Here is a 24,741-nt window from a genome sequence, read left to right as displayed (position 1 = left end):
CGCCCACCACCTGAAGGTAAAAGCAACGTTGCAGAGACTATGCCTTCAAGTTTCGAAGTCAACAGGGGGCCTGGTGTGGATTTCCCGGCATGGGCGTGGAGACCTGCGTTCAAGTCTTGAATGCAACTAGGAGGCCACGGTTGAGGCCGGGGTCTAGCGCAGCCGCTGGCTGATCACCTTCGACACCCCGTCGCCCTGCATGGAGACGCCGTACAGCGCGTCGGCGACCTCCATCGTGCGCTTCTGGTGCGTGATCACGATGAGCTGCGAGGCCTCCTGCAGCTCCTGCATGATGCGGATGAGCCGCTGCAGATTGGTGTCGTCGAGGGCCGCCTCGACCTCGTCCATCACGTAGAACGGGCTGGGCCGCGCCTTGAAGATGGAGACGAGCAGCGCCACGGCGGTCAGCGACCGCTCGCCGCCGGAGAGCAGACTGAGCCGCTTGACCTTCTTGCCCGGCGGACGCGCCTCGACGTCCACGCCCGTGGTGAGCATGTTGTCCGGGTCGGTCAGGATCAGCCGCCCCTCGCCGCCCGGGAAGAGGCGGCTGAACACGCCCTCGAACTCGCGGGCCGTGTCCCGGTACGCCTCGGTGAAGACCTGCTCGACGCGCTCGTCGACCTCCTTCACCACTTGAAGCAGGTCGGCGCGGGTCTTCTTCAGGTCCTCCAACTGCTCGCTGAGGAACTTGTGCCGCTCTTCCAGCGCCGCGAACTCCTCCAGGGCCAGCGGATTGACCTTGCCGAGCTGCTGGTAGGCGCGCTCGGCGGCCTTCAGCCGCTTCTCCTGCTCCGAACGGACGAACGGCCGCGGCTGGTTCCGCGGGTGCTCCGGGTCGTCCGGCAGCTCCTCCCCCTCGGCGGCGAGCGAGGGCGGCACGAGCTGACCCGGACCGTAGTCCGCAACGAGCCCGGCCGGTTCGACACCCAGCTCCTCCAGCGCCTTGGTCTCCAGCTGCTCGATGCGCAGCCGCTTCTCGGCACCGAGTACCTCGCCGCGGTGGACCGAATCCGTCAGCTTGTCGAGTTCCGCCTTCAGGTCCCGGCCGCGCCCGCGCTCGGCGACGAGCTCCTGCTCCCTGAGCGCCTTGGCCCGCTCGGCGAGGGTGCGCTCCTCGTCGGCCCGCGCGATGGACACCTCGACGTGCGCGAGCAGCTGCCGGGCACCGGACGCCACGGCCTCGGCGACGGCGGCCTCGTACACGCGGCGGGCCCGCTGCCGCTCGGCACGCGCGCGTGCCTCGCGTTCGGCGCGCGCGGCCCGGTCCAGCGAGTCGGCGCGCCCGGCAAGCCCCTTGACCCGCTCTTCATGCGTACGTACTTGAAGCCGGGCCTCCATCTCGGTCTGGCGCGCGTTGGCGCCGTCCGCGTTGAGACGGTCGCGCACGGAGGTGTCCGGCTCTTCGTCTTCCCCGTAAGGGGTCTGCTCCTCGGCCACGGCGAGCCGCTCGGCCAGCTCCTCCGCGTCCATGGCGGCCTGCTCCAGGGCGTCCTGCGCCTTGGCCGCGGCGGCGGCGCTGCGCTCGGCCTCGCCCGCGGCGCCCCGCGCCTGCCCGGCGAGCCGCCCCAGCTGCTGAGCACGGCCGGACCGCTCCCGCTCTATGGCCCGCTGCCGCTGCCCCAACTCCTCGACGAGCGCGGCACATTCCTTGCGCCGGTCCCCGGCGGAGTGCTGCGCCTCGGCCAACTCCTCGCACTGGGCGGCCAGTTGCTCCAGTTCGGCGGCGGCCTCGTCGACGGACGCCTGCACTTCGAGGAGGCTCGGCGCGCCGGCCGACCCGCCCTGCGCGAAGTGCGCCCCGAGCAGATCGCCCTCGGCGGTCACCGCGGTCAACTCGGGCCGCGCGTACACCAGGTCCTCGGCGTCCTCGAGCGTCCCGACGACCACGATGCCGCGCAGCAGGTGCCGCACCGCGGGCATCAACTCGGCGGGCCCGCGCACCAGTTCGGCCGCGTACGGAGGACTGCCCGGGGTCACCTCGGCCGGCGCCTCTGCGGCATCGGACGCCAGCAGCAGCGCCGCCCGCCCCGCGTCCTGCTTGCGCAGCAGGCGCATCGCCTCGGCGGCGGAGGCGGGGGTGGCCACGGCGATCGCATCAGCGGCGGCGCCGAACGCGGCCGCCACCGGTACCTCGAACCCGGGCGCCACCGACAGCAGCTCGGCGGCAGGACCGAGCACCCCGGTCAACCGCTCCTTGGCCCCGAGGAGCGCGCCCGTGCCGTCCTTGCGGCGCAGGCCGAGCGCGAGCGCCTCGTGCCGGGCGGCGACCGCGGCCCGCTTGCGCTCCGCGGACGTCGCGGCCTCGCGCGCACCCGACAGCGCCGCCTCGGCCTCGGCGAGGGCACTCTTGGCACCCTCCAGCTGTCCTACGAGTTCCTCGTCCCCGGCATCGAGCCCGTCGACCTCGGCCTTGAGCTGCTCGTACTCCTCCTGCGCGGCGACGGCCCGCTGCTGCGCCTCGTCGCTGGCCAGGGCAAGGCGGTCGATCTCGGCCTGCGCGGACGCGGCCCGGGAACGCGCGGCGTTCGCCTGCCCCTGCAGCCGGGCCAGGCCCTCGCGCCGGTCCGCGATGGCGCGGGCGAGGTCCTTGAGCCGGCGCTCCTCGACCGCCAACTCCCGCTCGAGCTCGGCACGGTGGGCCACGGTCTCGTCGAGCGCGGTCTGCGCCGCTTCGAGCGCGGCCGCCAGCTCGGCCTCCTGCTCCCGCACCCGGGCGGCCTCGCGCTCCAGGTCCTCGGGGTCACGCCCGCGCCGCTCCTCGGCGGGCGCGGACGTCGCGCTCTTGACCCGGGCGTCGGCGAGCGAGACGGTGCCGCGCACCCGCTCGGCGAGCTGCGACAGCTCGACCCAGCTCTGCTGCGCCCGCTGCAGCCGCGGGGTGAGCTGCCGGACCTCGTCCTCCAGATGCCCCTCGCGCAACAGGGCCTTCTTCAGCTCCGCCTCGGCCGCTTCCTTGCGCCGCTTCAGCTCCGCCTCGTCGGCGACCTCGGCGCTGAGCGCCTCCCGCAGCCGTACCAGATCGTCCGCGAGCAGCCGCAGCCGTGCGTCGCGCAGGTCGGCCTGGATGACGGCGGCCCGGCGCGCGACGGCGGCCTGTCTGCCCAGCGGCTTCAACTGCCGCCTCAGCTCGTCGGTCAGGTCCTGTACGCGGGCGAGGTTGGCCTGCATCGCGTCCAGCTTCCGCAGCGCCTTCTCCTTGCGCTTGCGGTGCTTGAGGACACCGGCGGCCTCCTCGATGAAGGCACGGCGGCCCATCGGATCGGCGTGCAGGACGCCGTCGAGCTGCCCCTGGCCGACGATGACGTGCATCTCGCGGCCGATGCCGGAGTCGGAGAGCAGGTCCTGGATGTCGAGGAGGCGGCAGGTGTCGCCGTTGATCTGGTACTCGCTGCCGCCGTTGCGGAACATGATCCGCGTGATGGTGACCTCGGCGTACTCGATGGGCAGCGCGCCGTCGGAGTTGTCGATGGTGAGGGACACCTCGGCGCGGCCGAGCGGCGGGCGCCCGGTCGTCCCGGCGAAGATGACGTCCTCCATCTTGCCGCCGCGCAGCGACTTGGCGCCCTGTTCGCCCATGACCCAGCTCAGGGCGTCCACGACATTGGACTTGCCCGAACCGTTGGGACCCACGACGCAGGTGATGCCCGGCTCGAACCGCAGGGTGGTGGCCGAGGCGAACGATTTGAACCCGCGCAGGGTCAGAGCCTTGAGGTGCACGCCGTCGGACTCTACCCGGCACCCCTGTCTCACTCCATGAACCCACGGTTTCACCCATGAAGGTGCAGGGCACATCAGACGTTAAGAAAGCGCTTCGGTGCGCGGGGGCGTCGAGACCGGAGCACGGCCAGAAGAAAGAAGGGACGCCGAAGCGTCCCTTGCATATCTGTATCAAGCGGCTGTTACGAGCAGCGGCCCGACCACGTACGTCGCTGGATGTGGTCAGGTGAGCGCAGGCTCCGCCTGGGGTACGTCGATGCTCTCCAGGAGAGATTCGTGAGAAGCGGCAGCCGCGAGTGCGTCGTTCTCGGCCTGGATCCGGCCGAGCTCGGATTCAAGATCCTGGACGCGCTGCTGGAGCCGTCGCATCTCGGCGAGGAGTCGCGGGTCGCTGCCGCCGACGTAACCGAGAAGCGCCTTTGCCATGATGGATGGTCCTCCACACTGAGTGACCGACCGAAGCGGTGTGGGTCGTGAGGGAATCGCACCCGCGGTGCTTGGCACTCTTGTTTTGCTGTGGTCTTGCTGCCGTTCATACATGCCAAACAGCTAAGGTGCGCGGGGCTTCCAGAGTCTCACCAAAAAGTTTGACGGTCAACACGATCACGCCCCGTATTGGCGGGCAACCCGGGGGCTCTGCGCCGTGAATCGTCCGGCGCGGCCTGACCTTCGGGGCCCTGGGGGCGTAGCGATCATCCGCTCCTTCGGAGCCTGCCACGAGTCCCCCGCGTTGGCAACCACCAGGGCATTTCTGCCCCGCGCAGTTGCCTGCGGCACCTCTTGCGCGGCGTCACCGGGCCTCGCCTGCAGTGACGGTTCAGCGGATGGCAAACCCGTCGTAGCCGCCGCGGGGTGTGTCCCAGATCTCGGTGACGCCGTCGACGCGGCCGGGTGTGTCGTCGCCGTGCAGCCAGTCGAGCAGTTGCTGGCACGCCGGACGCGGTCCTTCGGCGACCACTTGTACGCGACCGTCTTCCAAATTGAGAGCAAAACCACTCAGGCCGCCGATCTCCAGCGCCCTCGCGCGGGTGAACCAGCGGAAACCCACACGTTGGACGCGTCCTCGCACCCACGCGACCAGCCGTACGTCTTCGTTCATGGGTGCACGCTAACCGGCCAATTGCACTCGGAGCACTTCGTCCCCTTGCGTCTTGGGGTACCGTCGCGGACCGATGAGCCTCACCCGTATGGGTGAGTCACAGGGACGACCGCGAGGACGAGGAAGGCCAGGACATGGGACGCCACCGACGCTCCGCCGCCGGCCGCGCCGCCACGGGCCGCGCCGCGGACACGCACGAGACCTGCCCCGAAGGCCCGTCGTACGGCGGATACGCCCCGAACTCCGCGTACGCGGAGTACTTGGAGCACTCGCCCTCCGTCCGCTCCGAAGCGGACGACGACGCCTATGCAGACCTCTACGGCGCGGGCCCGGCGGGCTCGTACCCGGGTCAGAGGTACGCGTACGACGAGACGCAGCACTCGTACGACGAGACCGTGACCGGGGTGTACGGCTCCATATCCCCGGCCGGTGGTTCGGGCGGGCAGTCGCACGGCAGGACCCACCGCCGCAAGAAGCGCGGCGGCGTCCCGGTCCGCACCGGACTGCTCGGCGTGTCCGCCGCCGTCGCCATGGGCGCGGTCGCGGTGGCCTCCGGGCTGCTCCCCGGCGGTGACAACTTCAAGCTCGGCGGCGACAACGGCGGCAACAAGGTGCAGGCCGCCGGCTCGCCCACCGTCGAGGCGCAGGGCGGTACGGACGGCGCGGTCGACGACCGCGCACCGTCCGCCGCGAGCCGCGGCTCCGACCGTGCCACCCCGTCGGCCCCGCCCTCGAAGTCCGCGTCGGCGACGCCGTCCAAGGCGCCCTCGAAGAAGCCGTCGGCCCCGAAGTCCTCGGCCGACAGTGCCAGGACGAAGAGCGCGAGCCCCGCCACGAAGGCCCCCCAGAAGACGCAGGCGCCGGTGTCCAAGGCGCCCGCCACGTCGTCGGAGAGCGCGGCCGCCGCCCAGGTCCTCACGCTGGTCAACCAGGAGCGCGCCAAGGTGGGTTGCTCTCCCGTGACCGCCGACAGCGGCCTCGCCGCACTGGCGACCTCGTTCAGCGAGGACATGGCCGCGCGCGACTTCTTCGATCACACGGACCCCGACGGGGCGACGCCGTGGGACCGCGCCAAGAAGGCCGGCATCACCAACCTCGGCGGCGAGAACATCGCCCGCGGCCAGGCCGACGCCCAGGCGGTGATGGACGCCTGGATGAACAGCGCCGGGCACAAGGCGAACATCCTGAACTGCGACTTCAAGACCCTCGGCGTCGGCGTGCACTTCGGCTCCGGCGGCCCCTGGTGGACGCAGGACTTCGGTTACTAGGGCCTGCCTGGGGGCCCCGGACAGGCCCTAGGCCGCTGCCGCACGCCCCGCGAGGAACACGCGCGCCGTCTCGGTGACGCGGCGGCCCAGGTGCTCGGCGGTGGCGACGTCCGCCTTGTGGACCGCGTCCGGGCCCTCGTCGCTGTTGGTCTGCGCGGCGGCGCCGGAGAAGAACCCGAGCCGGTTGAGGTCGTCCTCGGAGCCCTGGCTGCTGTTCCAGCCCGGGTGCAGGCCGAGGTTGACCCAGGTCATGCCGTGCTGGGCGGCGAGCGTCTGGAAGAACTGCAGCGTGTGCAGCTTGTCGCCGCTCTTGGACGCGGAGTTGGTGAACCCGGCGGCGAGCTTGTCCTTCCAGGCGTGGCCGAACCAGCGCTTCGACGTGGCCTCCGCGAAGACGTGGAAGGCGCCCGACGCGGTGCCCATGTAGGTCGGCGATCCGAACACGATGGCGTCGGACGCGTCCAGCCGCGCCCACTCCTCCTCCGTGATCTCGTCGACGTTGATCAGGTGCACCTCGGCCCCGGCCTGGACGGCGCCGGTGCGGACGGCCTCGGCGACGACGGCGGTGTGGCCGTAGCCGGAGTGGTAGGCGATGGACACGACGGGAGCGGGAACGGACGCGGACGTGGTCATGGGGACGTACTCCTGAATCGGTGGGAACCGCTGCGGGACGGCAGCAGCGCATCGGGAAGCGACCACCGAAGGAAAGCACTAACTTTTGGAAAGCGCAACCCAATAGATTGCGCTGCGTAGGAGTATGCTCTCAGGCATGGACTCCACAGACCTCGCCTACGACGTCTTCTCCAAGGCGTGTCCGTCCCGCGGCACGCTGGAGCACGTCACGGGACGCTGGGGCGCGCTCACCCTGGGGGCGTTGCACGAGGGCACGTTCCGCTTCAACGAGCTGCGCCGTCGCGTCGACGGGGTGAGCGAGAAGATGCTCTCCCAGACGCTGCACGCGCTGGAGCGCGACGGCCTGGTGCACCGCGACGCCCAGCCGACGAACCCGCCGCGCGTGGACTACGAACTGACGCCGCTGGGCCGGGAGGTGGCCGAGCGCCTGCTGACCCTCATCCACTTCGTGGAGGGGCGGATGGACGACGTCCTGGTGTCGCGCGAGCGCTACGACGAGACGCGCGGGGCGCGCTGACAGCGCGGGCAGAAGTAGCTCGACCGGTTCATCCAGGGCCGGCGGCGCATGGGGGTGGCGCAGCGCCGGCAGGGCAGTCCCTCGCGCCCGTAGGCGTCGAGTGACCGGTCGAAGTAGCCGGACTCCCCGTTCACATTCACGTAGAGGGAGTCGAAGCTCGTCCCGCCCACCGCGAGCGCCGCGTTCATCACATCCCTTACGTGGCCGAGGAGTTCAGCCGTGCGCGGGCGCGTAAAGGTGGCGGTGGGACGCTCGTAGTGCACCTTCGCGCGCCAAAGCGCCTCATCGGCATAGATGTTGCCGACGCCGCTGATGAGCGACTGGTCGAGCAGGGCGCGCTTGATGGTGGTGCGCTTGCGGCGCAGCGCCTCGTGGAACGCGGCGTCGTCGAAGAGCGGGTCGAGCGGATCGCGGGCGATGTGCGCGATGACGTCGGGCAGACCGTCCGGGCTGTCCGCGGCGGTCTCGTGCAACGAGAGCCCACCGAAGGTGCGTTGGTCGACGAAGCGCAGTTCGGTGTCCAGGTCGTCCTCGAACCGCACCCGGATCCGCAGGTGCTTCTCGTCCGGGGCCGCGTGCGGCTGAACGAGCAGCTGGCCGCTCATGCCGAGGTGCGCGAGGACGGACAGGTGCGTCGTCTCCAGCGGCAGCCACAGATACTTCCCGCGCCTGCTGGGCTCCCCGATCCGCTGCCCCTTGAGGCGGTGCGCGAAGTCCTCGCCGCCCGCGACGTGCCGGCGCACGGCACGGGGGTGCAGCACCTCCACGTCGCCGACGGTCCGCTGCGCCACCCATCGGGCCAACCCCCGCCGGACGACCTCGACTTCGGGCAGCTCGGGCACGGTGGTCCTCCGGACGGAACAAGACGGAACAAGACGGAACAGGGAGATGGCTTCCGGGAGCGTATCGCGCCCTGAAGGGGCCCAAAAAACGCCCGCCCCCACCGGCGTGAGCCGATGGGGGCGGGCGTCAGGAACCGAAGAGCTACGCCCCGGGGGCGGTGTCGGCGGCCGCCCCTTCCGAGGCAGCTGCCGCAGCCGCGGCCTTGGCCCGCTCGTCCGCGGCGGCACGAATGGCCCGCCAGGCGGATTCCGCGGCCTGCTGCTCCGCTTCCTTCTTGCTGCGGCCGGTGCCGGTGCCGTACGAGACGCCTCCGACGCGGGCGGCAGCAGTGAAGGTCTTCTCGTGATCCGGACCGGTCTCGGAGACCAGGTACTCGGGAACACCGAGCCCCTCGGTCGCCGTGAGCTCCTGGAGACTGGTCTTCCAGTCCAGGCCGGCACCCAGATTCGAGGACTTCTCGATCAACGGGTCGAAGAGACGGTGGACGAGTTCGCCCGCCGCGTCCAGACCCTGGTCCAGATACACCGCGCCGATCACCGCTTCGAGGGTGTCGGCAAGGATGGACGCCTTGTCCCGGCCGCCCGTGCCCTCTTCGCCCCGGCCGAGCCGGATGAAGGAGCCCAGGTCGAGCCCGCGGCTGACCTCCGCCAGTGCACGCGAATTGACCACCGCGGCCCGCAACTTGGCCAGCTGGCCTTCGGGCAGGTCGGGGTGGGTGCGATACAGGGTGTCGGTGACCACGAGACCGAGCACGGAGTCCCCGAGGAACTCGAGGCGCTCGTTCGTGGGCAGGCCACCGTTCTCGTACGCGTACGAGCGATGGGTCAGCGCACGCACCAGAAGGGCGGACTCGAGTTGATACCCGAGCCGCCCTTCCAGAAGCGTGTGGGACGAGGCTGTGGTGTCGGCCTTTTTCTTGGCGTCATCCGCCGATTTATGGCTAGCCACTGTGCCTCTCACCAGCCGCTCAGACCTCGAGGACCTGGCGCTTGTTGTAGGTGCCACAAGCGGGGCACGCGATGTGCTGCAGCTTGGGCTCCTGGCAACGCTCACACGAAACCAGGGTGGGGACCGCAGCCTTCCACTGCGACCGGCGGTGGCGCGTGTTGCTGCGCGACATCTTCCGCTTCGGAACAGCCACGGCTACTTCTCCTGCTTCTCGTCGACGCCCGCTTGTGCTTCGGCGCCGCTCATCTCGTCCTTCTCGCCGTCCTGGATGGTGCCAGCGAGTCCCTGCAATGCCGCCCAACGGATGTCGACGGCGTCGTGGTGGTGGCCCGGGTCGTCCGCGAGCCGCACTCCGCACTCGGAGCACAGCCCTTCACAGTCGTCCTGGCACACCGGCTGCATCGGCAGTGCGAGCACCACCGCATCACGCAGCACAGGCTCGAGGTCGAACATGCCGTCCTCGAGAAAGAGCCTGTCCTCGTCTTCCTCGGCGTCGTCGGCCGGCTCCGCTTTCACGCGGCCCCGGTCGTCGGCGTCAGGGTACGAGAACATCTCCTGGAAGTCCGCGTCGACCTCTTGGTCGAGCGGCTCCAGACACCTTACGCACTCCCCCTTCGCCGATGCACGGGCGGTGCCTGTGACAAGCACCCCTTCCATGACCGACTCCAGACGGAGGTCGAGCTCCACCGGGGCGCCTTCCGGCACCTCGATGACTCCCTGGATACCGAAGTCCTTGGGAGCGTCGATCGTGCGGGACAGCCGCTGCATGGCACCAGGACGCCGGCCCAGCTCGTGCGTATCGAACACGAGAGGGTTGCGGTGGTCGAGGTGGGTGTTCAGGGCTGGTCCTGCTTTCGTTCTTCGAAGCTCATGGGGCGCTGCCCCGAATTTTCCGGGCAGCTCGGATCGCACGTGTACGCGCGACCGAAGAGCCAGGATACTGGACCTTTCGCTCTCGGCCCAATCCGGTCCTGGTCCGGTCCCGGTCCGGCTCAGCGGCCCTGTTCGTACTGACGCTCGTACTCCCGCACCTGATCCATGTTGATCATGCTGGTGTCGAAGAGGCTGGTCTCGTCGAGCGCACCGCCCTGGGCGGCCTGCTGCGGATCGTGCTGCTGCGGCGGCTGCTGCTGGTACGCGGCGTACGGATCCTGCTGCTGCGGCGGCTGCTGCTGGTACGCGGCGTACGGGTCCTGCTGCGGCTGCTGGTACGCGTAGGGGTCCTGCTGGTACGCGGTGGCGGCGTACGGGTCCTGCTGTGCGTACGGGTCCTGCTGCTGGTACCCGTACTGCTCGGGCTGCTGCACGTACGCCGCGGCGGCGGCCGGCTGCTGCTGGGGCTGGGCCGGGATCTGTGCGGCGGCGGGCTCCGGCTGGTCCTGGCTCGGGATCTGGCCGCCGATCTCGGCCAGGCCCGCCAGGTAGTCGGCGTCGCTGGTGTGCGCCTGGGCGCCGCCCTCGCCGTCCAGGGACAGCGCGCTCAGGTCGTCGCTGGCGATGCGGCCGTGCAGCTTCTGGCGGCCCTTGCCGACGGCCTCCAGGGTCTTGGCGAGCACCGCCTCGAAGGCGCCGAGCTTGACGTCCACGTACGCGTCGGCGTCCCGGCGCAGCGTCTCGGGGTCGTGGCTGCGCTCCGGGGCGTCCTCGTCCTCGTAGCCCTGCTCGTCGACGCCCGGGCCGGTGCCGAGCAGCTTCTCGCGGCCGCGGCCGACCGAGCCGAGGGTCTTGGTCAGGACGACCTCGAAGTTGGCCAGCTTGGAGTCGACGTAGTCGTCGGCCTCGGCGCGGACCTCCTCGGCCTCCTGGCGGGCCTCCTCGAGGATCCGGTCCGCCTCGTTCTGCGAGCGGCGGGCGATCTCGGTGTCGGAGATCAGGGAGCCGCGCTCGGCGTGCGCGGTCTCGATGATCCGCTCGGCCTCGGCACGGGCCTGCTCGACCATCTGCTCGCGCCCCCCGATGAGCTCCTGGGCCTGGGCCAGGGAGCCGGGCAGGGCCTGGCGCACCTCTTCGAGCATCGCGAGCAGGTCGGCGCGGTTGACCACGCACGAGGCCGACATGGGCATGGACCGGGCGTTGCCGACCGCGGCGACGATTTCGTCGAGCTTCTTCTGCACGTCCACCGTGTGCTCGCCACTCTCTCGTCTTGTCACGGGTGTGACAGGGGTTTTGGAGACGGACGGGACGACTGTATGCCCAACTGGCGGGTGGGTGTCACTTCTTGGGGATGCGCTCGGTCAGGGCCTCGTGCACCAGTGGCGGGACCAGGTGCGACACGTCACCGCCCCAGGCCGCGACCTCCTTGACGAGCGAGGAGGACAGGAAGCTGTAGGTGGGGCTGGTGGGGATGAAGAGGGTCTCCACGCCCGACAGGCCGTTGTTCATCTGGGCCATCTGCAGCTCGTAGTCGAAGTCGCTGACGGCGCGCAGGCCCTTGACGATGGCGGGGATGTCGCGCTGCTTGCAGAAGTCGACGAGGAGGCCGTGGAAGGACTCCACCTCCACGTTGCCGAACTCAGCGGTGACCTCGCGGATCAGGTCGATCCGCTCGTCGACCGCGAACAGTCCTTGCTTGGACTGGTTGATCATCACCGTGACGTGCACGACGTCGTAGAGCTTGGATGCTCGGCCGATGATGTCGAGGTGGCCGTTGGTGATGGGGTCGAACGACCCGGGACAGACTGCGCGGCGCACGGGAAGTCCCTCGCTCTCCGGTCCGGTCATCGTGCGTCGTCGCACGTGAGGGTGGTGTTCAAGGCGGCGCGACCGTACCAAAACGTGCCCTCGCCGTAGCGACGGGACCTCAGCCCCTCAAAGCCGTCCGGCCACCGGAATTCGCCGCCTCTGGTGCTGCGTTCAACGGTGACGAGCGCGTCGTCCGTGAGCCACCCCTGAGTCCGGAGTGTGAGCAGGATCTCCCGAAGATCGTCGTCCGAGACGGCGTACGGGGGGTCGAGAAAGACCAGGTCGTAGGGGGTGGCCGGAGGCGGACCCGCGACGACTTGTTCCGCTTTTCCGGTACGTGCCTCTGCTCCGGGCAGACCGAGCGCCTTGATGTTCTCGCGCACGGTGCGAGCGGCACGCGCGTCGGCCTCGACCAGGAGCGCGTGCGCCGAGCCGCGGGACAGCGCCTCCAGGCCGACGGCTCCCGAGCCCGCGTACAGGTCGGCGACGCGGGTGCCGTCGAGGGTGCCGAGCAGCGCCTGCCAGGTGGAGAAGAGGCCCTCGCGTGCCCGGTCGGAGGTGGGGCGGGTGCCGTTGCCCGGCGGTACGGCCAGGCGGCGTCCGCCGGCGCGGCCGCCGATCACGCGGGTCATCTCGGTCCTTGTCCGTATGAGGGGCTGTGGGGATCAGTCTCTCAGCCCTTGTCGAGGTACTGCTCGCGCTCCTCGTCCAGCAGGGCGTCGAGCGCGGTGCGCAGTCCGGGCAGGCGCTCGAGGTCCGGGTCGGCCGTGACCACTCTGGTCGCCTCCTCGCGCGCCTCGGCGATGATCTCCTCGTCCTCGATGACGGCGAGCATCCGCAGGGAGGAGCGCACTCCGGACTGGGCCTGTCCGAGGACGTCGCCCTCGCGGCGCTGCTCCAGGTCGATCCGGGACAGCTCGAAGCCGTCGAGCGTGGAGGCGACGGCGCCGAGGCGGGCGCGGGCGGGGCTGGCCTCGGGCATCTCGGTGACCAGGAGGCACAGACCGGGCGCGGAGCCGCGGCCGACGCGGCCGCGCAGCTGGTGGAGCTGGGAGACGCCGAAGCGGTCGGCATCCATGATCACCATCGCCGTCGCATTCGGCACGTTCACCCCGACCTCGATGACCGTCGTCGCCACCAGGACGTCGGTCTCGCCCGCGGCGAAGCGGCGCATCACCGCGTCCTTGTCGTCGGGGTGCATCCTGCCGTGCAGGACCTCGACCTTGAGGCCTTGGAGCGGGCCGTGCGCCAGCTCCTGTGCGACGTCGAGGACGGCGAGCGGCGGCCGCTTCTCCGCCTCGTCCTCGGCCGACTTCTTCTTGGCCTTGCTCTTCGCCGCCTTCTCGTCCTCGTCGTCACCGATGCGCGGGCAGACGACGTAAGCCTGGTGTCCCTTGCCCACTTCCTCCCGGATGCGCTCCCACGCGCGGGCGAGGAAGTGCGGCTTGTCGGCGGCGGGCACGACGTGGCTGGCGATCGGCGAGCGTCCGGCGGGGAGCTGGTCGAGGACCGAGGTCTCCAGGTCGCCGAAGACCGTCATGGCGACCGTGCGCGGGATCGGCGTCGCGGTCATGACGAGGAGGTGCGGGGGCTGCTTGCCCTTGGAGCGCAGGGCGTCGCGCTGCTCCACGCCGAACCGGTGCTGCTCGTCCACGACGACCAGGCCCAGGTCGTGGAACTGCACCTTGTCCTCGATCAGCGCGTGCGTGCCGATGACGATCCCGGCCTCGCCGGTGATCAGGTCGAGCAGCGCCTGCTTGCGCGCGGCGGTGCCCATGGAGCCGGTGAGCAGCACGACCTTGGTGGAGTGCTCGGAGCCGCCGAGCATGCCTCCCTCGGCGAGCTCGCCCATCATCTCGGTGATCGACCTGTGGTGCTGCTGGGCGAGGACCTCGGTGGGCGCGAGCATCGCGGCCTGACCGCCCGCGTCGACGACGGCGAGCATGGCGCGCAGGGCCACCATCGTCTTTCCGGAGCCCACCTCGCCCTGGAGCAGCCGGTGCATGGGGTGCTCGGTGGCCAGGTCGTCGAAGATCTCCTTGGAGACCTTCTGCTGGCCGTCGGTGAGGGTGAACGGCAGCTTCGCGTCGAAGGCGGTCAGCAGTCCGTCCGGCTTCGCCACGCGCGGGGCGGCGGTGAGCTGGGTGTCGGCGAACCGGCGTCTGGCGAGCGCGACTTGGAGGACGAACGCCTCGTCCCACTTCAGGCGGGCCCTGGCGTCGGCGATGTCGTCCTTCGTGTGCGGCCGGTGGATCTTGAGGAGGGCCTCGGTGAGCGGGACGAGTCCGCGGCCCTCCCGCAGCGACTCGGGCAGCGGATCGACGGCTTCCTGGGCGCTGGGCAGCACCAGGTCGACAGCCTTGGCGATCTTCCAGGACTCCAGCTTGGCGGTGGCCGGGTAGATCGGCAGCAGCGCGCCGGCCCAGGAGCCGACGGCCTCGGCCGCGTCCTCCGTGGAGTCCGCGGTCAGCAACTGGTAGGCGGGGTGCGCCAGTTGCATCTTTCGGTTGAAGACGCCGACCTTGCCGGCGAACATCGCGCGCGTGCCCGGCAGCAGGTCCTTGTGCGGCTTGTGGACGCCACGGCCGAAGAAGACGAGCTGGAGCTGGCCGCTGCCGTCGGTGATGGTGACCTCGAGGCGCTGCCCGCTGCCTCCGTTGAACTTCAGGATGCGGGCCGTGGCGACCTGCGCGACGACCGTGACGTGCTCGTCCAGCGGCAGCTCCGCGAGGCGCGTGAGCTCCCCGCGCTCCGCGTATCTGCGCGGGTAGTGGTGGAGCAGGTCACCGACGGTGTGCAGGCCTAGGTGCTCGGCCATCACCTTCGCGGTGGGCGGGCCGAGCACTTTCTTCAGCGGTTCTTCGAGCACAGGCACGAGATCCATTGCACACCACGCCACTGACAATCCCGTCCCATCCCCGCGAACATCCCTGAAAACCGCTGGTCACGCGAGACTCCCCGGCCCTAGGATGACCGGCCCGGCCCTTGATCGCGGTCACCTCTCGCGGGACCGCCCGACCCGCGCCGTCGCCCGTCCCCCCACCGGCGCTGCGACGATGGACTCACAGACTCCCCAGGATTCCCAGCATCCTTCGCGTGCCCAGGCACCGCACACGTTCCAGGTCGACCTGCGCGGTCTCGTCGACCTGCTCTCCCATCACCTGTACTCCAGCCCGAAGGTCTATCTGCGCGAGCTCCTGCAGAACGCGGTGGACGCCATCACCGCCCGTCGCGCCGAGGAGCCCGACTCCCCCGCCACGGTGCGGCTGTTCGCCGAGGGCGGGTCGCTGCGCGTCGAGGACTCCGGCGTCGGCCTGACCGAGGCCGACGTGCACAACCTGCTCGCGACGATCGGCCGCAGCTCCAAGCGCGGCGAAGGACTGGAGTCGGCCCGCGCCGACTTCCTCGGGCAGTTCGGCATCGGCCTGCTCGCCTGCTTCGTCGTCGCCGAGCGCATCCGCGTGGTCAGCCGCAGCGCCCGCACGCCGGACGCGCCGCCGGTCGAGTGGACGGCCCGCGACGACGGTTCCTACACGGTGCGTACGCTGCCGGACGCGGCCCGCACCGAGCCGGGCACGACCGTGCACCTGGAGGCCCGCGCGGGCGCCGCCGACTGGCTGCGCGAGGAGCGGGTCCTGTCCCTGGCACGGGACTTCGGCTCACTGCTGCCGTACGACGTGCGCGTCGGGGACGCGGCGGTGACCGACCTGCCGGCGGCCTGGAACCGTACGTATCCCGGCCCGGTCGCGCGCCGGGTCGCCCTGGCCCGGCACTGCCACGAGCTGTTCGGCTTCACGCCGCTGGACTCGATCGACCTGGACGTGCCGCTCGCCGGCATCCGTGGTGTCGCCCATGTGCTGCCGCAGGCGGTCAGCCCGGCGCAGCGCGCGGGCCATCGCGTCCACCTCAAGGGCATGCTGCTCACCGATCGCGCCGAGCAGCTCCTGCCCGACTGGGCCTTCTTCGTGCGCTGTGTGATCGACACCGACAGCCTGCGTCCCACGGCGTCGCGCGAGTCGCTCTACGAGGACGAGACACTGGCCGCCGTGCGGGAGGCCCTGGGCGAGCGCATCCGGGAGTGGCTCACCTCGCTGGCCGCCGGTGATCCCGAGCGGCTGGCCGCCTTCTTGTCCGTGCACCACTTGGGCGTCAAGTCCCTTGCGCGGCACGACAAGGAGATGCTGCGCACGATGCTTCCCTGGCTGCCGTTCGAGACGACGGACGGGCAGCTCTCCCTGGAGGAGTTCGCCCAGCGGCACCCCGTCGTGCACTTCACGCGGACCGTGGAGGAGTACCGGCAGGTCGCGCCGATCGCCTCCGCGCAGGGCATCGGGGTGGTCAACGGGGGTTACACGTATGACGCCGATCTGGTCGAGGCGTTGCCCTCGGTGCGCCCGGGCACGGCCGTCTCGGAGCTCGACGCGGACACGGTGACGGCACATCTGGACGCCGTCGATCCGGCCGAGGAGCTGGCCCTCTCGGCGTTCCTGGCGGCCGCGCGGGCCACGCTCGACCCGCTCGGCTGCGATGTCTCCCTGCGCGCGTTCCACCCGCTCACGGTGCCCGCGCTGCATCTGGACGACCGGGCGGCCCGGCACGAGCAGGCGCGCGCGGAGGCCGAGGCGCAGGCCGACGACCTGTGGGCGGGCATCCTCGGCTCGCTGCGCGGCAGCGCCCCGCGCGCGCGGCTGGTGCTCAACCACCTCAACCCGCTGATCCGCAGGGTGAGTTCACTCACCGACGCGGAGCTGATCGGCACGGCGACCGAGGCCCTGTACGGGCAGGCGCTCCTGATGGCACAGCGCCCGCTGCGCCCCGCCGACTCGGCACTGCTGAACCGCTCGTTCATCGGCCTCCTGGAGTGGGCCACGTACCCCGGCACCGGAAAGGACGACGCCCGATGAACGGGACGATGGATCTGGACGCACTGCGCAGGGCCATGGCGGAGAACGCCTCGCTGCCCGAGGGCCCGGCCCGTGGCGCCCGCGCCGAGGCGCTGCTCGCCGAGGCCGAGAAGCTCGATGTCCCGCTCGCCGTGATCGAGGCGCTCGGTCACCAGCTGCAGATGTACAACTACAGCTCCGAGAAGGACAAGATGTTCGTCCCCTTCGCGCGCCTGCTGCGCATGTGGGACGAGCGCCCCGAGGACTTCGACGCCTACGAGACGCACTCGCTGCACTGGGTCTTCAAGTGGATGTCCGGCGGCATGCTGCACCAGCCGCACATTCCGCTCGCCTCCATAGAGAAGTGGCTCGGCGAGATGGAGCACCGCTACAGGGTGGCCGGTCATTCCGAACGGGCCGTCCGTATGAGCGAGTTCTACGTCGCCGACCACATCGGCGACGAGGAGCGGGCCACGCGCGCGTACGACGCATGGCTGGCGGCCGACCGCGACGACAAGGCCGACTGCCACGCCTGCGAGCTGAACGGGCAGGGCGCCCGGCAGTCCGACCTGCGCCACGACGAGCGCGCCCTGGAGCTGTGGCGGCCCGTCCTGGAGGGCGAGTTCACGTGCGCCCACGAGCCGCACGCCACGCTCGCCGACTCGCTGCTGCCCCTGCTGCGTCTTGGACGTCCCGAGGAGGCCCGCGCGCACCACCTGCGCGGCTACCGCCTCGTACGGCAGATGGAGTCCATGCGGGGCGCGTTCGCGGCGCACGTGGAGTTCTGTGCCCTGACGGGCAACGAGGCGCGGGCGCTCGAGCTGCTCGGGGAGCGGCCCGCGTACTTCACCGACAGCGGCAATCCGCAGGCCCTGATGGACTTCCTCGCGGTGACCGCGCTGGTGATGGACCGGCTGGTCGTGCTGGGTCTGGGCGAGCAGAGCGTCCCCGGGCCGGCGGACCGCGCCTGGACGGCCGCCGAACTGGCCGGCCACGCGCGCGGCGAGGCACTGGCGCTCGCGGCCCGCTTCGACGAGCGCAACGGCACCTCCCGGATAGGCCGCCGGATCCGGCAGCGCATGGACCAGCAGCCGCTCCTCGACCGGCTGCCGCTGGGCGTACGCGTCGTGCGCACCACGGCGTCGAAGCCCGTGACCTCCGTGGCCGCTGCGCCTACGGCTCCGGCCCTGGACGCGGCGGCCCTGGTGGCCGAGGCGCGACGGCTGTCGGAGACCGAGGGCGGGCCCGACGCGGCCCGCGCCTGGCAGGCAGCCGCACAGGCCGCCGGGGCGGAGGGCCTGGAGCTCACCGTCCACGACCGGGCGGAGATCGCCGACTACCGGGCGATGGACTCCGAGGACGCGCTCGAACTGTTCGCGCGGGCGGCCGAGTTGTACGAGGAGGCCGGCGTCCCGGCCGAGGCGAGGGCGGCACGCGCGCGTGGCGCATACGCACTGGCCCGAGAGGGACGCCTGGACGAGGCCCGCGCCGCGATCCAGGAGCCGTACGAGCAGGTGCTGGCCGTCCTGGAGGACCTCGACGCCGGCACGGCCCGCCCCGCGGCAGCCGTTCTGGCATGTCGCGCGCGCATCCTGCTGCAGGCCCACTCCGGCGACTCGGCGGACGCCGACATCGCGGCGGCCGAGGAGTGCGTACGTCAACTGCTCGCTGTCACCGAGCCGTTCGCGGACGTCCCGCGACTGGCCTCGCAGGCCACGTCCGCGCGGTCGCTGCTCGGGGACGTCGCCGTGCACCGCGGCGACCGGGAGACGGCGGTGACGCTGTACGAGGAGGCCGCGGCCGCGCATGTGGCGGCGCGGCGGCCCTGGCTGGCCGTGGATTGCGAAGTGCGGCTCGCGGGGCTCGCGCGGGAGCGGGACGACGCGGAGGGTGCCGAGCAGGCGCTGCGGGCCGCGGTGGAGCACGGCGCCGGGTATCTGGACCCGTTCCACTCGGCACAGCTGCATCTCCAGCTGGCCGACGTGCTGGCGGCCACCGAGCAGTTCGGGGCGGCCTCCGCGCACGCTCTGGAGGCGGCGCACTGGGCCGACGAGGCGGGCGAGAGCGCCGGGTTCGGGGCCTGGGCGCGCTTCCAGTTGGGCGGGCACCTGCTGCGCGAGGAGCGCATGGCGGAGGCCGCCGAGGTGCTGGAGTCGGCGCTGGCCGACCTCAGCGCCGAGGACCACGGCGACGGGGCGATCGTGCAGGCACAGTGGTGGCTCGGCGACTGCGCCCGCGCCCTGGGCGAGCACCTGCAGTCCGCCGAGGCCTGGCTGAAGGCGGCGGAGATCGCCCAGCACTGGCCCGAGCAGCGCGATCACGCGATGCTCGCGAACCTGGCGGCGGACGCCCTCGACCGGGGCGGCCGCCCCGAGGACGCGGACCGTGCCTACGCGCGCGCGGGCGAGCTGTGGGCCTCTTTGGGGCACGTGTACGCGGTGGTGCGCTGCCTACGCGCGCGTGCCTGGCTGGACTCCGCGTCGGCGGACGAGGAGCGGGAGTTCATGACCGCGGCGATCCGCGCCTGCGAGGAGGCACTGTCCGCGGCCGGCGCCGACCGTACGGCCCTGCTGTCCGAACTCGGCCATACGCACCGGCAGTTCGCCGATCTTCTGCAGCGGCGCGACGACGCCGGGAGCGCGGTCCAGCTGGAGCGTGCGGCGGCCGCGTTCGACGGGGCGGGGGACGCGGAGCGGCGTGACGAGGCCCGGGCGGCACGCGCGCGGTAGGGGCGGGGAGGGCGGCTATTCGACGCCGATCAGCATCAGCGCCGACTGCCGCCCACCCCGGTACACGACGGTGTCCACGGCCAGATAGGACTCGCGGACATGCCGTTCGAGGCCGTCCGCGACCTCGTCCGGGACCTCGTCGCCCAGGACGAGCGTGACGAGCTCGCCGCCTGCCGAGAGCATCCGGTCGAGGACGGCGCGGGCCGTCACCGGGACCTCGCCGCCGATGACCGCGACATCGCCGTCGATGAGGCCGAGGACGTCCCCGGCCTGACAGATCCCGGCCATGGTCCACGACTGCCGCTCGGCGACGGCCAGTTCGCCGTACCGGGTCGCTCCCGCGGCCGAGGTCATGGCGACGACGTCCTCGTCGAAGCGCCGGTCGGGCTCGTGCACGGCGAGCGCCGCGATGCCCTGGACGGCGGACCTGGTCGGGATGAGGGCGACCCGTACGCCCTCGGAACGGGCCTGTTCGGCCGCGGCGGCGGCCGTGTGGCGCAGCTCCGCGTCGTTCGGCAGCAGCACCACCTCGCGCGCGTGGGCGCGCCGGATCGCGTCGACCAGTTCACCGCTGGCCGGGGGTTCGCCGGGCCGGTCGGGCACGGTCGTCGCGCCGGCCTCCGCGTACAGACCGGCGAGCCCGTCGCCCGGCACGACGGCCACGACGGCTCGCTGTGCCCGCTCGCGCGGCGGCGCCGAGGAACGGGCCGCGTGCGCGTCACCGACCCCGAAGTGCGTGATGCGGATGCGGTACGGCCGGCCGGCCTCGACGCCCGCCTCCACGGCCGCGCCCGCGTCGTCGACGTGCACATGGACGTTCCACAGGCCGTCCCCGCCCACGACGACCAGCGAGTCCCCGAGGGCGTCGAGCCGCGTCCGCAGCCGGGCCACGGCACGGTCGTCGGCTTCAAGCAGATAGATGACCTCGAAGGCGGGCCCGGCGGCGCCGGGCTCCTCCGGGCACTCGAGAGCGGCGGCACCGTCGGCGTCCTCGTAGGCACTGTCGGCCATGGCGCCCGCGCGCGCGTGGGCACCGTTCGCGCGGCTACGTAGAGGTGCGGTCTCCCCCGACACGGCCTGGCTCAGCGCCCCGAGCACGGCGACGAGACCCCGCCCGCCCGCGTCCACGACCCCGGCCCTGCTCAGCACGGCGAGCTGCCCGGGGGTCGCCTCAAGTGCCGCGCACGCGCCTTCGTAGGCGGCACGGGCCACGGCCCGGCAGTCGCCTTCGGCGTCCGACGCCGCGTCCGCGGCCGCCGTCGCCACGGTCAGGACGGTGCCTTCCACGGGGTGGGCGACCGCCTCGCGCGCGGACTCGGCGGCCCGGCGCAGCGCCACCCGAAGCTCGCTCGCCCCGGCCCCGTCGGCGTGATCTCCGTCACGGCCCGCATCATCGGCAAGCACCTGCGCCATGCCCCTCAGGAGCTGCGCGAGGATCGTCCCGGAGTTGCCGCGGGCGCCGATGAGCGCGCCGTGCGCCATCGCGCGCATCACTTCGGGCAGCGTGGGCACGACCGGCTCGGGACCGGCCTGAAGACCGGCGAAGACCGCCTCGACGGCCTGGTGCGCGGACTCGACGGTCAAGTAGAGGTTGGTCCCGGTGTCCCCGTCGGCCACGGGATACACGTTGATCGCGTCGATCTCCGCACGGTCCCGGCCCAGTGCCTCAAGGGCGAATGAGCACCAGGCGCGCACCGCGGCTACGTCGAGCACGTGTCGCACATGCGGCACCTGCGCCTCCTTGAGCAGCTGGACAGCTGGATTGGCCTCGCAGAGTAGACCCCGCCGGGAGACCCCCGGGAAAGGCCCCCGACCTGGGGGCCTGGGCATCGGTCCGGGCAGCCATGGTAGTTTCGTTGTACCGAAGCAGCCGTTGTATGCTGCTCCGGTTGCCCGATATCCATCGGGCTCTCCCCTGGCACCGCCACTCAGATCATCGATCTTGATCCCGGCATGCCGGGATCAACCGTAAGTGCATCTGAAGTCTTTGGAGTGACCCGTGGCTGCCAACTGCGACGTCTGCGGCAAGGGGCCGGGCTTCGGCAACAACATTTCGCACTCGCACCGCCGTACGTCCCGTCGCTGGAACCCGAACATCCAGCGTGTGCGTGCAGTGGTCGGGCGGACGCCGAAGCGGCTCAACGTCTGCACCTCGTGCATCAAGGCCGGCAAGGTCTCGCGCTGACGTAACGCGTAGCGCGGCCACCTCGCTGGTTGCTTGAAAAAGCCGGTCCCCTCGGGGGCCGGCTTTTTCGTGCGCCCACGCGCGGTCCCGTGGTCCGGCGCGGCACATCCGGACTCCGATCACGACTGTCAGTGGCGGCTGCCAGACTCTGCGCATGCGGTTCGGCATCCTCGGCCCTCTCGACGTGCGGGCCCACGACGGCAGCCCTCTGGACCCCGGAGGGCCCCGGCCGCGTGCCCTGCTCACCGAGCTGCTCCTGGACGCGGGCCGGACGATCTCGGTGGAGCGCCTGATCGACGGCCTGTACGGCGAGAACCCCCCGGCCCATGCGGCGAACGCGCTGCAGTCGCAGGTCTCCCGGCTGCGCAGGCGGCTGGGCGTGGACATCGAGGCGGGACCGGCCGGGTACCGGCTCGTGATCGACCCGGACGCGGTGGACGTGCACCGCTTCGAGCGCCTCGCGCGCGAGGGCAGGCAGGCACTGGGCACTGGGGACCACGCGCGTGCGGCAGCACTGCTGCGCGAGGGCCTCGGTCTGTGGCGGGGTGCGGCGCCGGACGGTCTGCCGCACCTCGACGAGCTGCGGCTCGGCGCGGTCCAGGACCGGATCGAGGCCGACCTGGCGCTCGGCGGCGACGCGGACCTCGTCGCGGAGGTGCGCGAGCTGATCGCACGGCACCCGCTCAGCGAGCGTCTGTACGGGCTGCTGATGCGCGCGCTGCACACGGCGGGCAGGCCTGCCGAGGCACTTCAGGTCTACGAGGAGGCGCGGCGTCTGCTCGCGGACGAGCTCGGCACCGATCCGTCGGCCGAACTGTCGGCGCTGCACCTGGAGCTGCTGCAGGGCCGACCGCCCGTACGGCAGCGCGGGGTGCCGGCCCAGTTGACCCGCTTCGTGGGGCGGACGGAAGAGCTGGCCAGGATCGACGAGCTGCTGACGGGCGCCCGTCTGATCACGCTGACCGGACCCGGCGGCGCGGGCAAGACGCGCCTGGCGATCGAATCGGGGCGGGCCCGCGAGGACGTCTGCTACGTGGAGCTGGCGCCGCTCGCCGACGGCCAGGGCATCCCGTACGCGATCCTCACCGCGCTCGGCGTGCGCGAGGGGCTGCGCGGCCCACAGGGCGAGGAGGCCGTGCAACGGCTCGCGTCCGTCCTGGAAAACCGTGAGCTGCTGCTGGTGCTCGACAACTGTGAGCATGTGATCGACGGCGCGGCCCGGGTGGCGGGCCTGCTCCTGGGCAGCTGTCCCGGTCTGCGGATCCTCGCGACAAGTCGGGAGGCCCTCGGCATCACGGGCGAGGTGCTGTGCCCGGTGCCACCGCTCGCCGCGGGCCCGGCGGCCCAGCTGTTCCGGGACCGAGCGGCCGCCGTGCGGCCGGACTTCGAGGCGGACGGCCACGCGCGCGTGGCGGCGATCGCCGGTATCTGCGAGGCGCTCGACGGGCTGCCGCTGGCGATCGAGCTGGCGGCGGCCCGACTGCGTACGCTCACGGTCGACGAGCTGGCCGGGCGGCTCGGCGACCGCTTCCGGGTCCTGTCGCGCGGGGACCGCACGAAGGCGCCCCGCCACCGCACCCTGCGAGCCGTCGTCGAGTGGAGCTGGGAGCTGCTCGACGAGGAGGAGCGGGACCTGGCGCGCCGCATGACGGTGTTCGTGGGCAGCGGTCTGTCCGGTGGCGCGACGCTGGATGCCGTCGAGGCGGTGTGCGGCATCCCGTATCCGGAGGATCTGCTGGCCTCGCTCGCCGAGAAGTCCTTCCTGGAGGCGTCCGACGGGCGGTACCGGATGCTGGCGACGATCCGCGCCTTCTGTGCCGAGCAAGTGGCGGTCGGCGTCCTGGACGACCTGCGGGACGCACACGCCGCCTACTTTCTGCGACTCGCGGAGGAAGCGGAGCCGTGCCTGCGCGGACACGGCCAACTCCCCTGGCTGGCCCGGATGTCCACGGAGCGCGGCAATCTGGATGCCGCGCTGCGCCACTTCCTCGCAGCCTCCCCCTCCGACGGGCTGCGCCTCATGGCTGCCCTCTCTTGGTTCTGGCGGCTGCACGGCCTGGCCGGTGAGCGCGTGCCCCTGGCACGTGAGCTGATGGCCGCGGTGGGGCCGAAGGCACCGCCTGGCCTGGAGGAGGAGTACGCGCTGTGCGCGCTCAACTCCGTGACGGGCGACGGTGACGAGGAGCGGCTCTCGCACGCGGACCGGGTCCTGGCGGGGATCGACCGCCAGTTGAGACTGCCGTTCACGGTGGTGCTGTGGACACTCGCCGTCGGACCCGGGAAGTCGCGCGACGATCTGGTGCAGGCCCAGGTCGGCAGCGATCCCTGGGGCCGGGCTCTGCTCTGTGTCGGGCTCGGGTTCCAGGAGCAGTTCGCGGGACGTCCCGTTGCGTCGGAGGCGCTGTTCGGACAGGCCCTCGCGGGTTTCCGGGCGACCGGGGACCGCTGGGGCATGGCCAACTCCCTCGACCAGCTGGGAATGTACGCCGACTGGCGCGGCGAGCGCACGCGCGCGCTGGAGCTGCTCGACGAAGCACTCGGCTACGCAAGGGAGTTGACGGCCCCGGAGGAGATCGCCGACCTGCTGTGCCGACGCGGCACCGTCCTGCTGCGCAGCGGCAGGTACGCGGAGGCGATCGCGGACTTCGAGCGGGCCTGCGACCTGGCTCGCACGGCGGGCGCCCCCGAAAAGGTGGCCGGAGCCCTGTGGGGCATGGGCGACGCGGCACGCCTGTCCAAGGACACGGCCCGCGCGCGGGAGCACTACGAGGCGGCGCTGGCCATCAGCGCGCGCTCCTGGTACAGCGTCGGGCAGACGGTGCACATCTTCCTGGGGCTGGGGCGCACCGCTCTCGCCGAGGGGCGTGACGAGGAGGCGGACGACTGGTTCGCACAGGCCCGCACGCTGTCGGCGGAGGACGAGACGCAGGGGCTCGAACTCGCCCAGGTGGCCGAGGCGTTGGCAGCCCGGGCGGACGGCCCCGAGTGTGCGGCGACCCTGCTCGGCGCTGCGGCGGCGCTGCGCGGACAGCTGATCGTGGACGACCCGGACGTCACCCCGCTCGAGCGACGCCTGCGACAGTTGCTGGCGCCCGAGGCGTACCGGAAGGCTTTCGCCCTGGGCATGAGCCTGCGGCAGGACGCGGTGTGCGATGGGTATGAGCCTGCGGCAGAACACGGTGCGTGAGCGGTAGCACCGCACGCGCCTCGGGCCTGGCCGAACGCCCCTGCCCCGAC

General features: G+C 71.6%; 19 protein-coding genes. 6 read left to right on the top strand and 13 right to left on the bottom strand.

The window, feature by feature from the left end; all coding sequences use genetic code 11:
- Window positions 1-153: 153 nt before the first annotated feature.
- The 3 genes from smc to ACIBUY_RS29810 all read right to left on the bottom strand — a co-directional run bounded on the left by smc (window position 154) and on the right by ACIBUY_RS29810 (window position 4,816).
- Window positions 154-3,717 (bottom strand): chromosome segregation protein SMC, encoded by a 3,564-nt coding sequence (gene smc / locus ACIBUY_RS29820; RefSeq protein WP_399154259.1) that lies wholly within the window; start codon window positions 3,715-3,717, stop codon window positions 154-156.
- Between the two features lie 222 nt (window positions 3,718-3,939).
- Window positions 3,940-4,143: a hypothetical protein gene (locus ACIBUY_RS29815; RefSeq protein ID WP_055551056.1), complete on the bottom strand. Its 204-nt coding sequence runs from the start codon at window positions 4,141-4,143 to the stop codon at window positions 3,940-3,942.
- A gap of 391 nt (window positions 4,144-4,534) precedes the next feature.
- A complete protein-coding gene (locus ACIBUY_RS29810; RefSeq protein WP_365580504.1) occupies window positions 4,535-4,816 on the bottom strand; it encodes an acylphosphatase in 282 nt (93 codons plus the stop codon).
- Between the two features lie 134 nt (window positions 4,817-4,950).
- Between ACIBUY_RS29810 and ACIBUY_RS29805 the strand changes: the two genes are divergently transcribed.
- Complete coding sequence (locus tag ACIBUY_RS29805) at window positions 4,951-6,084, top strand: CAP domain-containing protein (RefSeq protein WP_365580501.1); 1,134 nt, start codon at window positions 4,951-4,953, stop codon at window positions 6,082-6,084.
- A gap of 27 nt (window positions 6,085-6,111) precedes the next feature.
- Here ACIBUY_RS29805 and ACIBUY_RS29800 read toward each other — a convergent pair whose 3' ends face one another.
- Window positions 6,112-6,717, bottom strand: coding sequence for a flavodoxin family protein (locus tag ACIBUY_RS29800; protein ID WP_365572675.1), 606 nt, complete (start codon window positions 6,715-6,717; stop codon window positions 6,112-6,114).
- 136 nt (window positions 6,718-6,853) lie between these two features.
- Here ACIBUY_RS29800 and ACIBUY_RS29795 point away from each other — a divergent pair, with 136 nt between their 5' ends.
- Entirely contained in the window at window positions 6,854-7,234 is a 381-nt protein-coding gene (locus ACIBUY_RS29795) for a helix-turn-helix domain-containing protein (protein WP_365572678.1), read from the top strand.
- Here ACIBUY_RS29795 and mutM read toward each other — a convergent pair.
- The 8 genes from mutM to recG all read right to left on the bottom strand — a co-directional run bounded on the left by mutM (window position 7,207) and on the right by recG (window position 14,591).
- On the bottom strand, window positions 7,207-8,076 hold the full coding sequence (mutM, locus tag ACIBUY_RS29790; protein WP_365572681.1) for a bifunctional DNA-formamidopyrimidine glycosylase/DNA-(apurinic or apyrimidinic site) lyase: 870 nt from the start codon (window positions 8,074-8,076) through the stop codon (window positions 7,207-7,209). The two genes, ACIBUY_RS29795 and mutM, sit on opposite strands and share 28 nt — an antisense overlap.
- 142 nt (window positions 8,077-8,218) lie before the next feature.
- A complete protein-coding gene (gene rnc / locus ACIBUY_RS29785) occupies window positions 8,219-9,037 on the bottom strand; it encodes a ribonuclease III (protein ID WP_365572684.1) in 819 nt (272 codons plus the stop codon).
- Between the two features lie 7 nt (window positions 9,038-9,044).
- The gene (gene rpmF, locus ACIBUY_RS29780) at window positions 9,045-9,218 is read right to left on the bottom strand and encodes a 50S ribosomal protein L32 (protein ID WP_030361955.1); all 174 of its coding nucleotides are present in this window, start codon (window positions 9,216-9,218) and stop codon (window positions 9,045-9,047) included.
- Between the two features lie 2 nt (window positions 9,219-9,220).
- Complete coding sequence (locus ACIBUY_RS29775) at window positions 9,221-9,865, bottom strand: DUF177 domain-containing protein (protein ID WP_365572934.1); 645 nt, start codon at window positions 9,863-9,865, stop codon at window positions 9,221-9,223.
- Between the two features lie 152 nt (window positions 9,866-10,017).
- Entirely contained in the window at window positions 10,018-11,145 is a 1,128-nt protein-coding gene (locus ACIBUY_RS29770; protein WP_399154322.1) for an ATP synthase F0 subunit B, read from the bottom strand.
- A 91-nt stretch (window positions 11,146-11,236) separates the two neighbouring features.
- Window positions 11,237-11,716 carry a pantetheine-phosphate adenylyltransferase gene (gene coaD, locus ACIBUY_RS29765; RefSeq protein WP_365572687.1) on the bottom strand — a complete coding sequence of 160 codons (480 nt, stop codon included), beginning with the start codon at window positions 11,714-11,716 and terminating at the stop codon, window positions 11,237-11,239.
- Window positions 11,717-11,742: 26 nt separating this feature from the next.
- Window positions 11,743-12,339 (bottom strand): 16S rRNA (guanine(966)-N(2))-methyltransferase RsmD, encoded by a 597-nt coding sequence (gene rsmD / locus ACIBUY_RS29760; RefSeq protein WP_365572690.1) that lies wholly within the window; start codon window positions 12,337-12,339, stop codon window positions 11,743-11,745.
- A 41-nt stretch (window positions 12,340-12,380) separates the two neighbouring features.
- Complete coding sequence (gene recG, locus ACIBUY_RS29755) at window positions 12,381-14,591, bottom strand: ATP-dependent DNA helicase RecG (protein ID WP_365572693.1); 2,211 nt, start codon at window positions 14,589-14,591, stop codon at window positions 12,381-12,383.
- A gap of 172 nt (window positions 14,592-14,763) precedes the next feature.
- On the opposite strand from recG, the gene ACIBUY_RS29750 reads away from it, so the two are divergent.
- On the top strand, window positions 14,764-16,611 hold the full coding sequence (locus ACIBUY_RS29750; RefSeq protein WP_399154258.1) for an HSP90 family protein: 1,848 nt from the start codon (window positions 14,764-14,766) through the stop codon (window positions 16,609-16,611).
- The gene (locus tag ACIBUY_RS29745; protein WP_399154257.1) at window positions 16,608-19,319 is read left to right on the top strand and encodes a tetratricopeptide repeat protein; all 2,712 of its coding nucleotides are present in this window, start codon (window positions 16,608-16,610) and stop codon (window positions 19,317-19,319) included. Before ACIBUY_RS29750 ends, ACIBUY_RS29745 begins: the two co-directional genes overlap by 4 nt.
- A 15-nt stretch (window positions 19,320-19,334) precedes the next feature.
- On the opposite strand, the gene ACIBUY_RS29740 is transcribed toward ACIBUY_RS29745, so the two are convergent.
- Window positions 19,335-21,050 (bottom strand): DAK2 domain-containing protein, encoded by a 1,716-nt coding sequence (locus ACIBUY_RS29740; RefSeq protein WP_399154256.1) that lies wholly within the window; start codon window positions 21,048-21,050, stop codon window positions 19,335-19,337.
- A gap of 268 nt (window positions 21,051-21,318) precedes the next feature.
- Here ACIBUY_RS29740 and rpmB point away from each other — a divergent pair, with 268 nt between their 5' ends.
- A complete protein-coding gene (gene rpmB, locus ACIBUY_RS29735; RefSeq protein ID WP_003957616.1) occupies window positions 21,319-21,504 on the top strand; it encodes a 50S ribosomal protein L28 in 186 nt (61 codons plus the stop codon).
- Between the two features lie 154 nt (window positions 21,505-21,658).
- Window positions 21,659-24,691 (top strand): BTAD domain-containing putative transcriptional regulator, encoded by a 3,033-nt coding sequence (locus ACIBUY_RS29730; protein ID WP_399154255.1) that lies wholly within the window; start codon window positions 21,659-21,661, stop codon window positions 24,689-24,691.
- Window positions 24,692-24,741 lie beyond the last annotated feature (50 nt).

Origin of the sequence: Streptomyces sp. NPDC050085 (genome assembly GCF_044460595.1) — a bacterium.
GTDB lineage: Bacteria > Actinomycetota > Actinomycetes > Streptomycetales > Streptomycetaceae > Streptomyces.
Note: the sequence above shows the minus strand (reverse complement) of the source record. Positions and strands in the feature narration are given on the sequence as shown.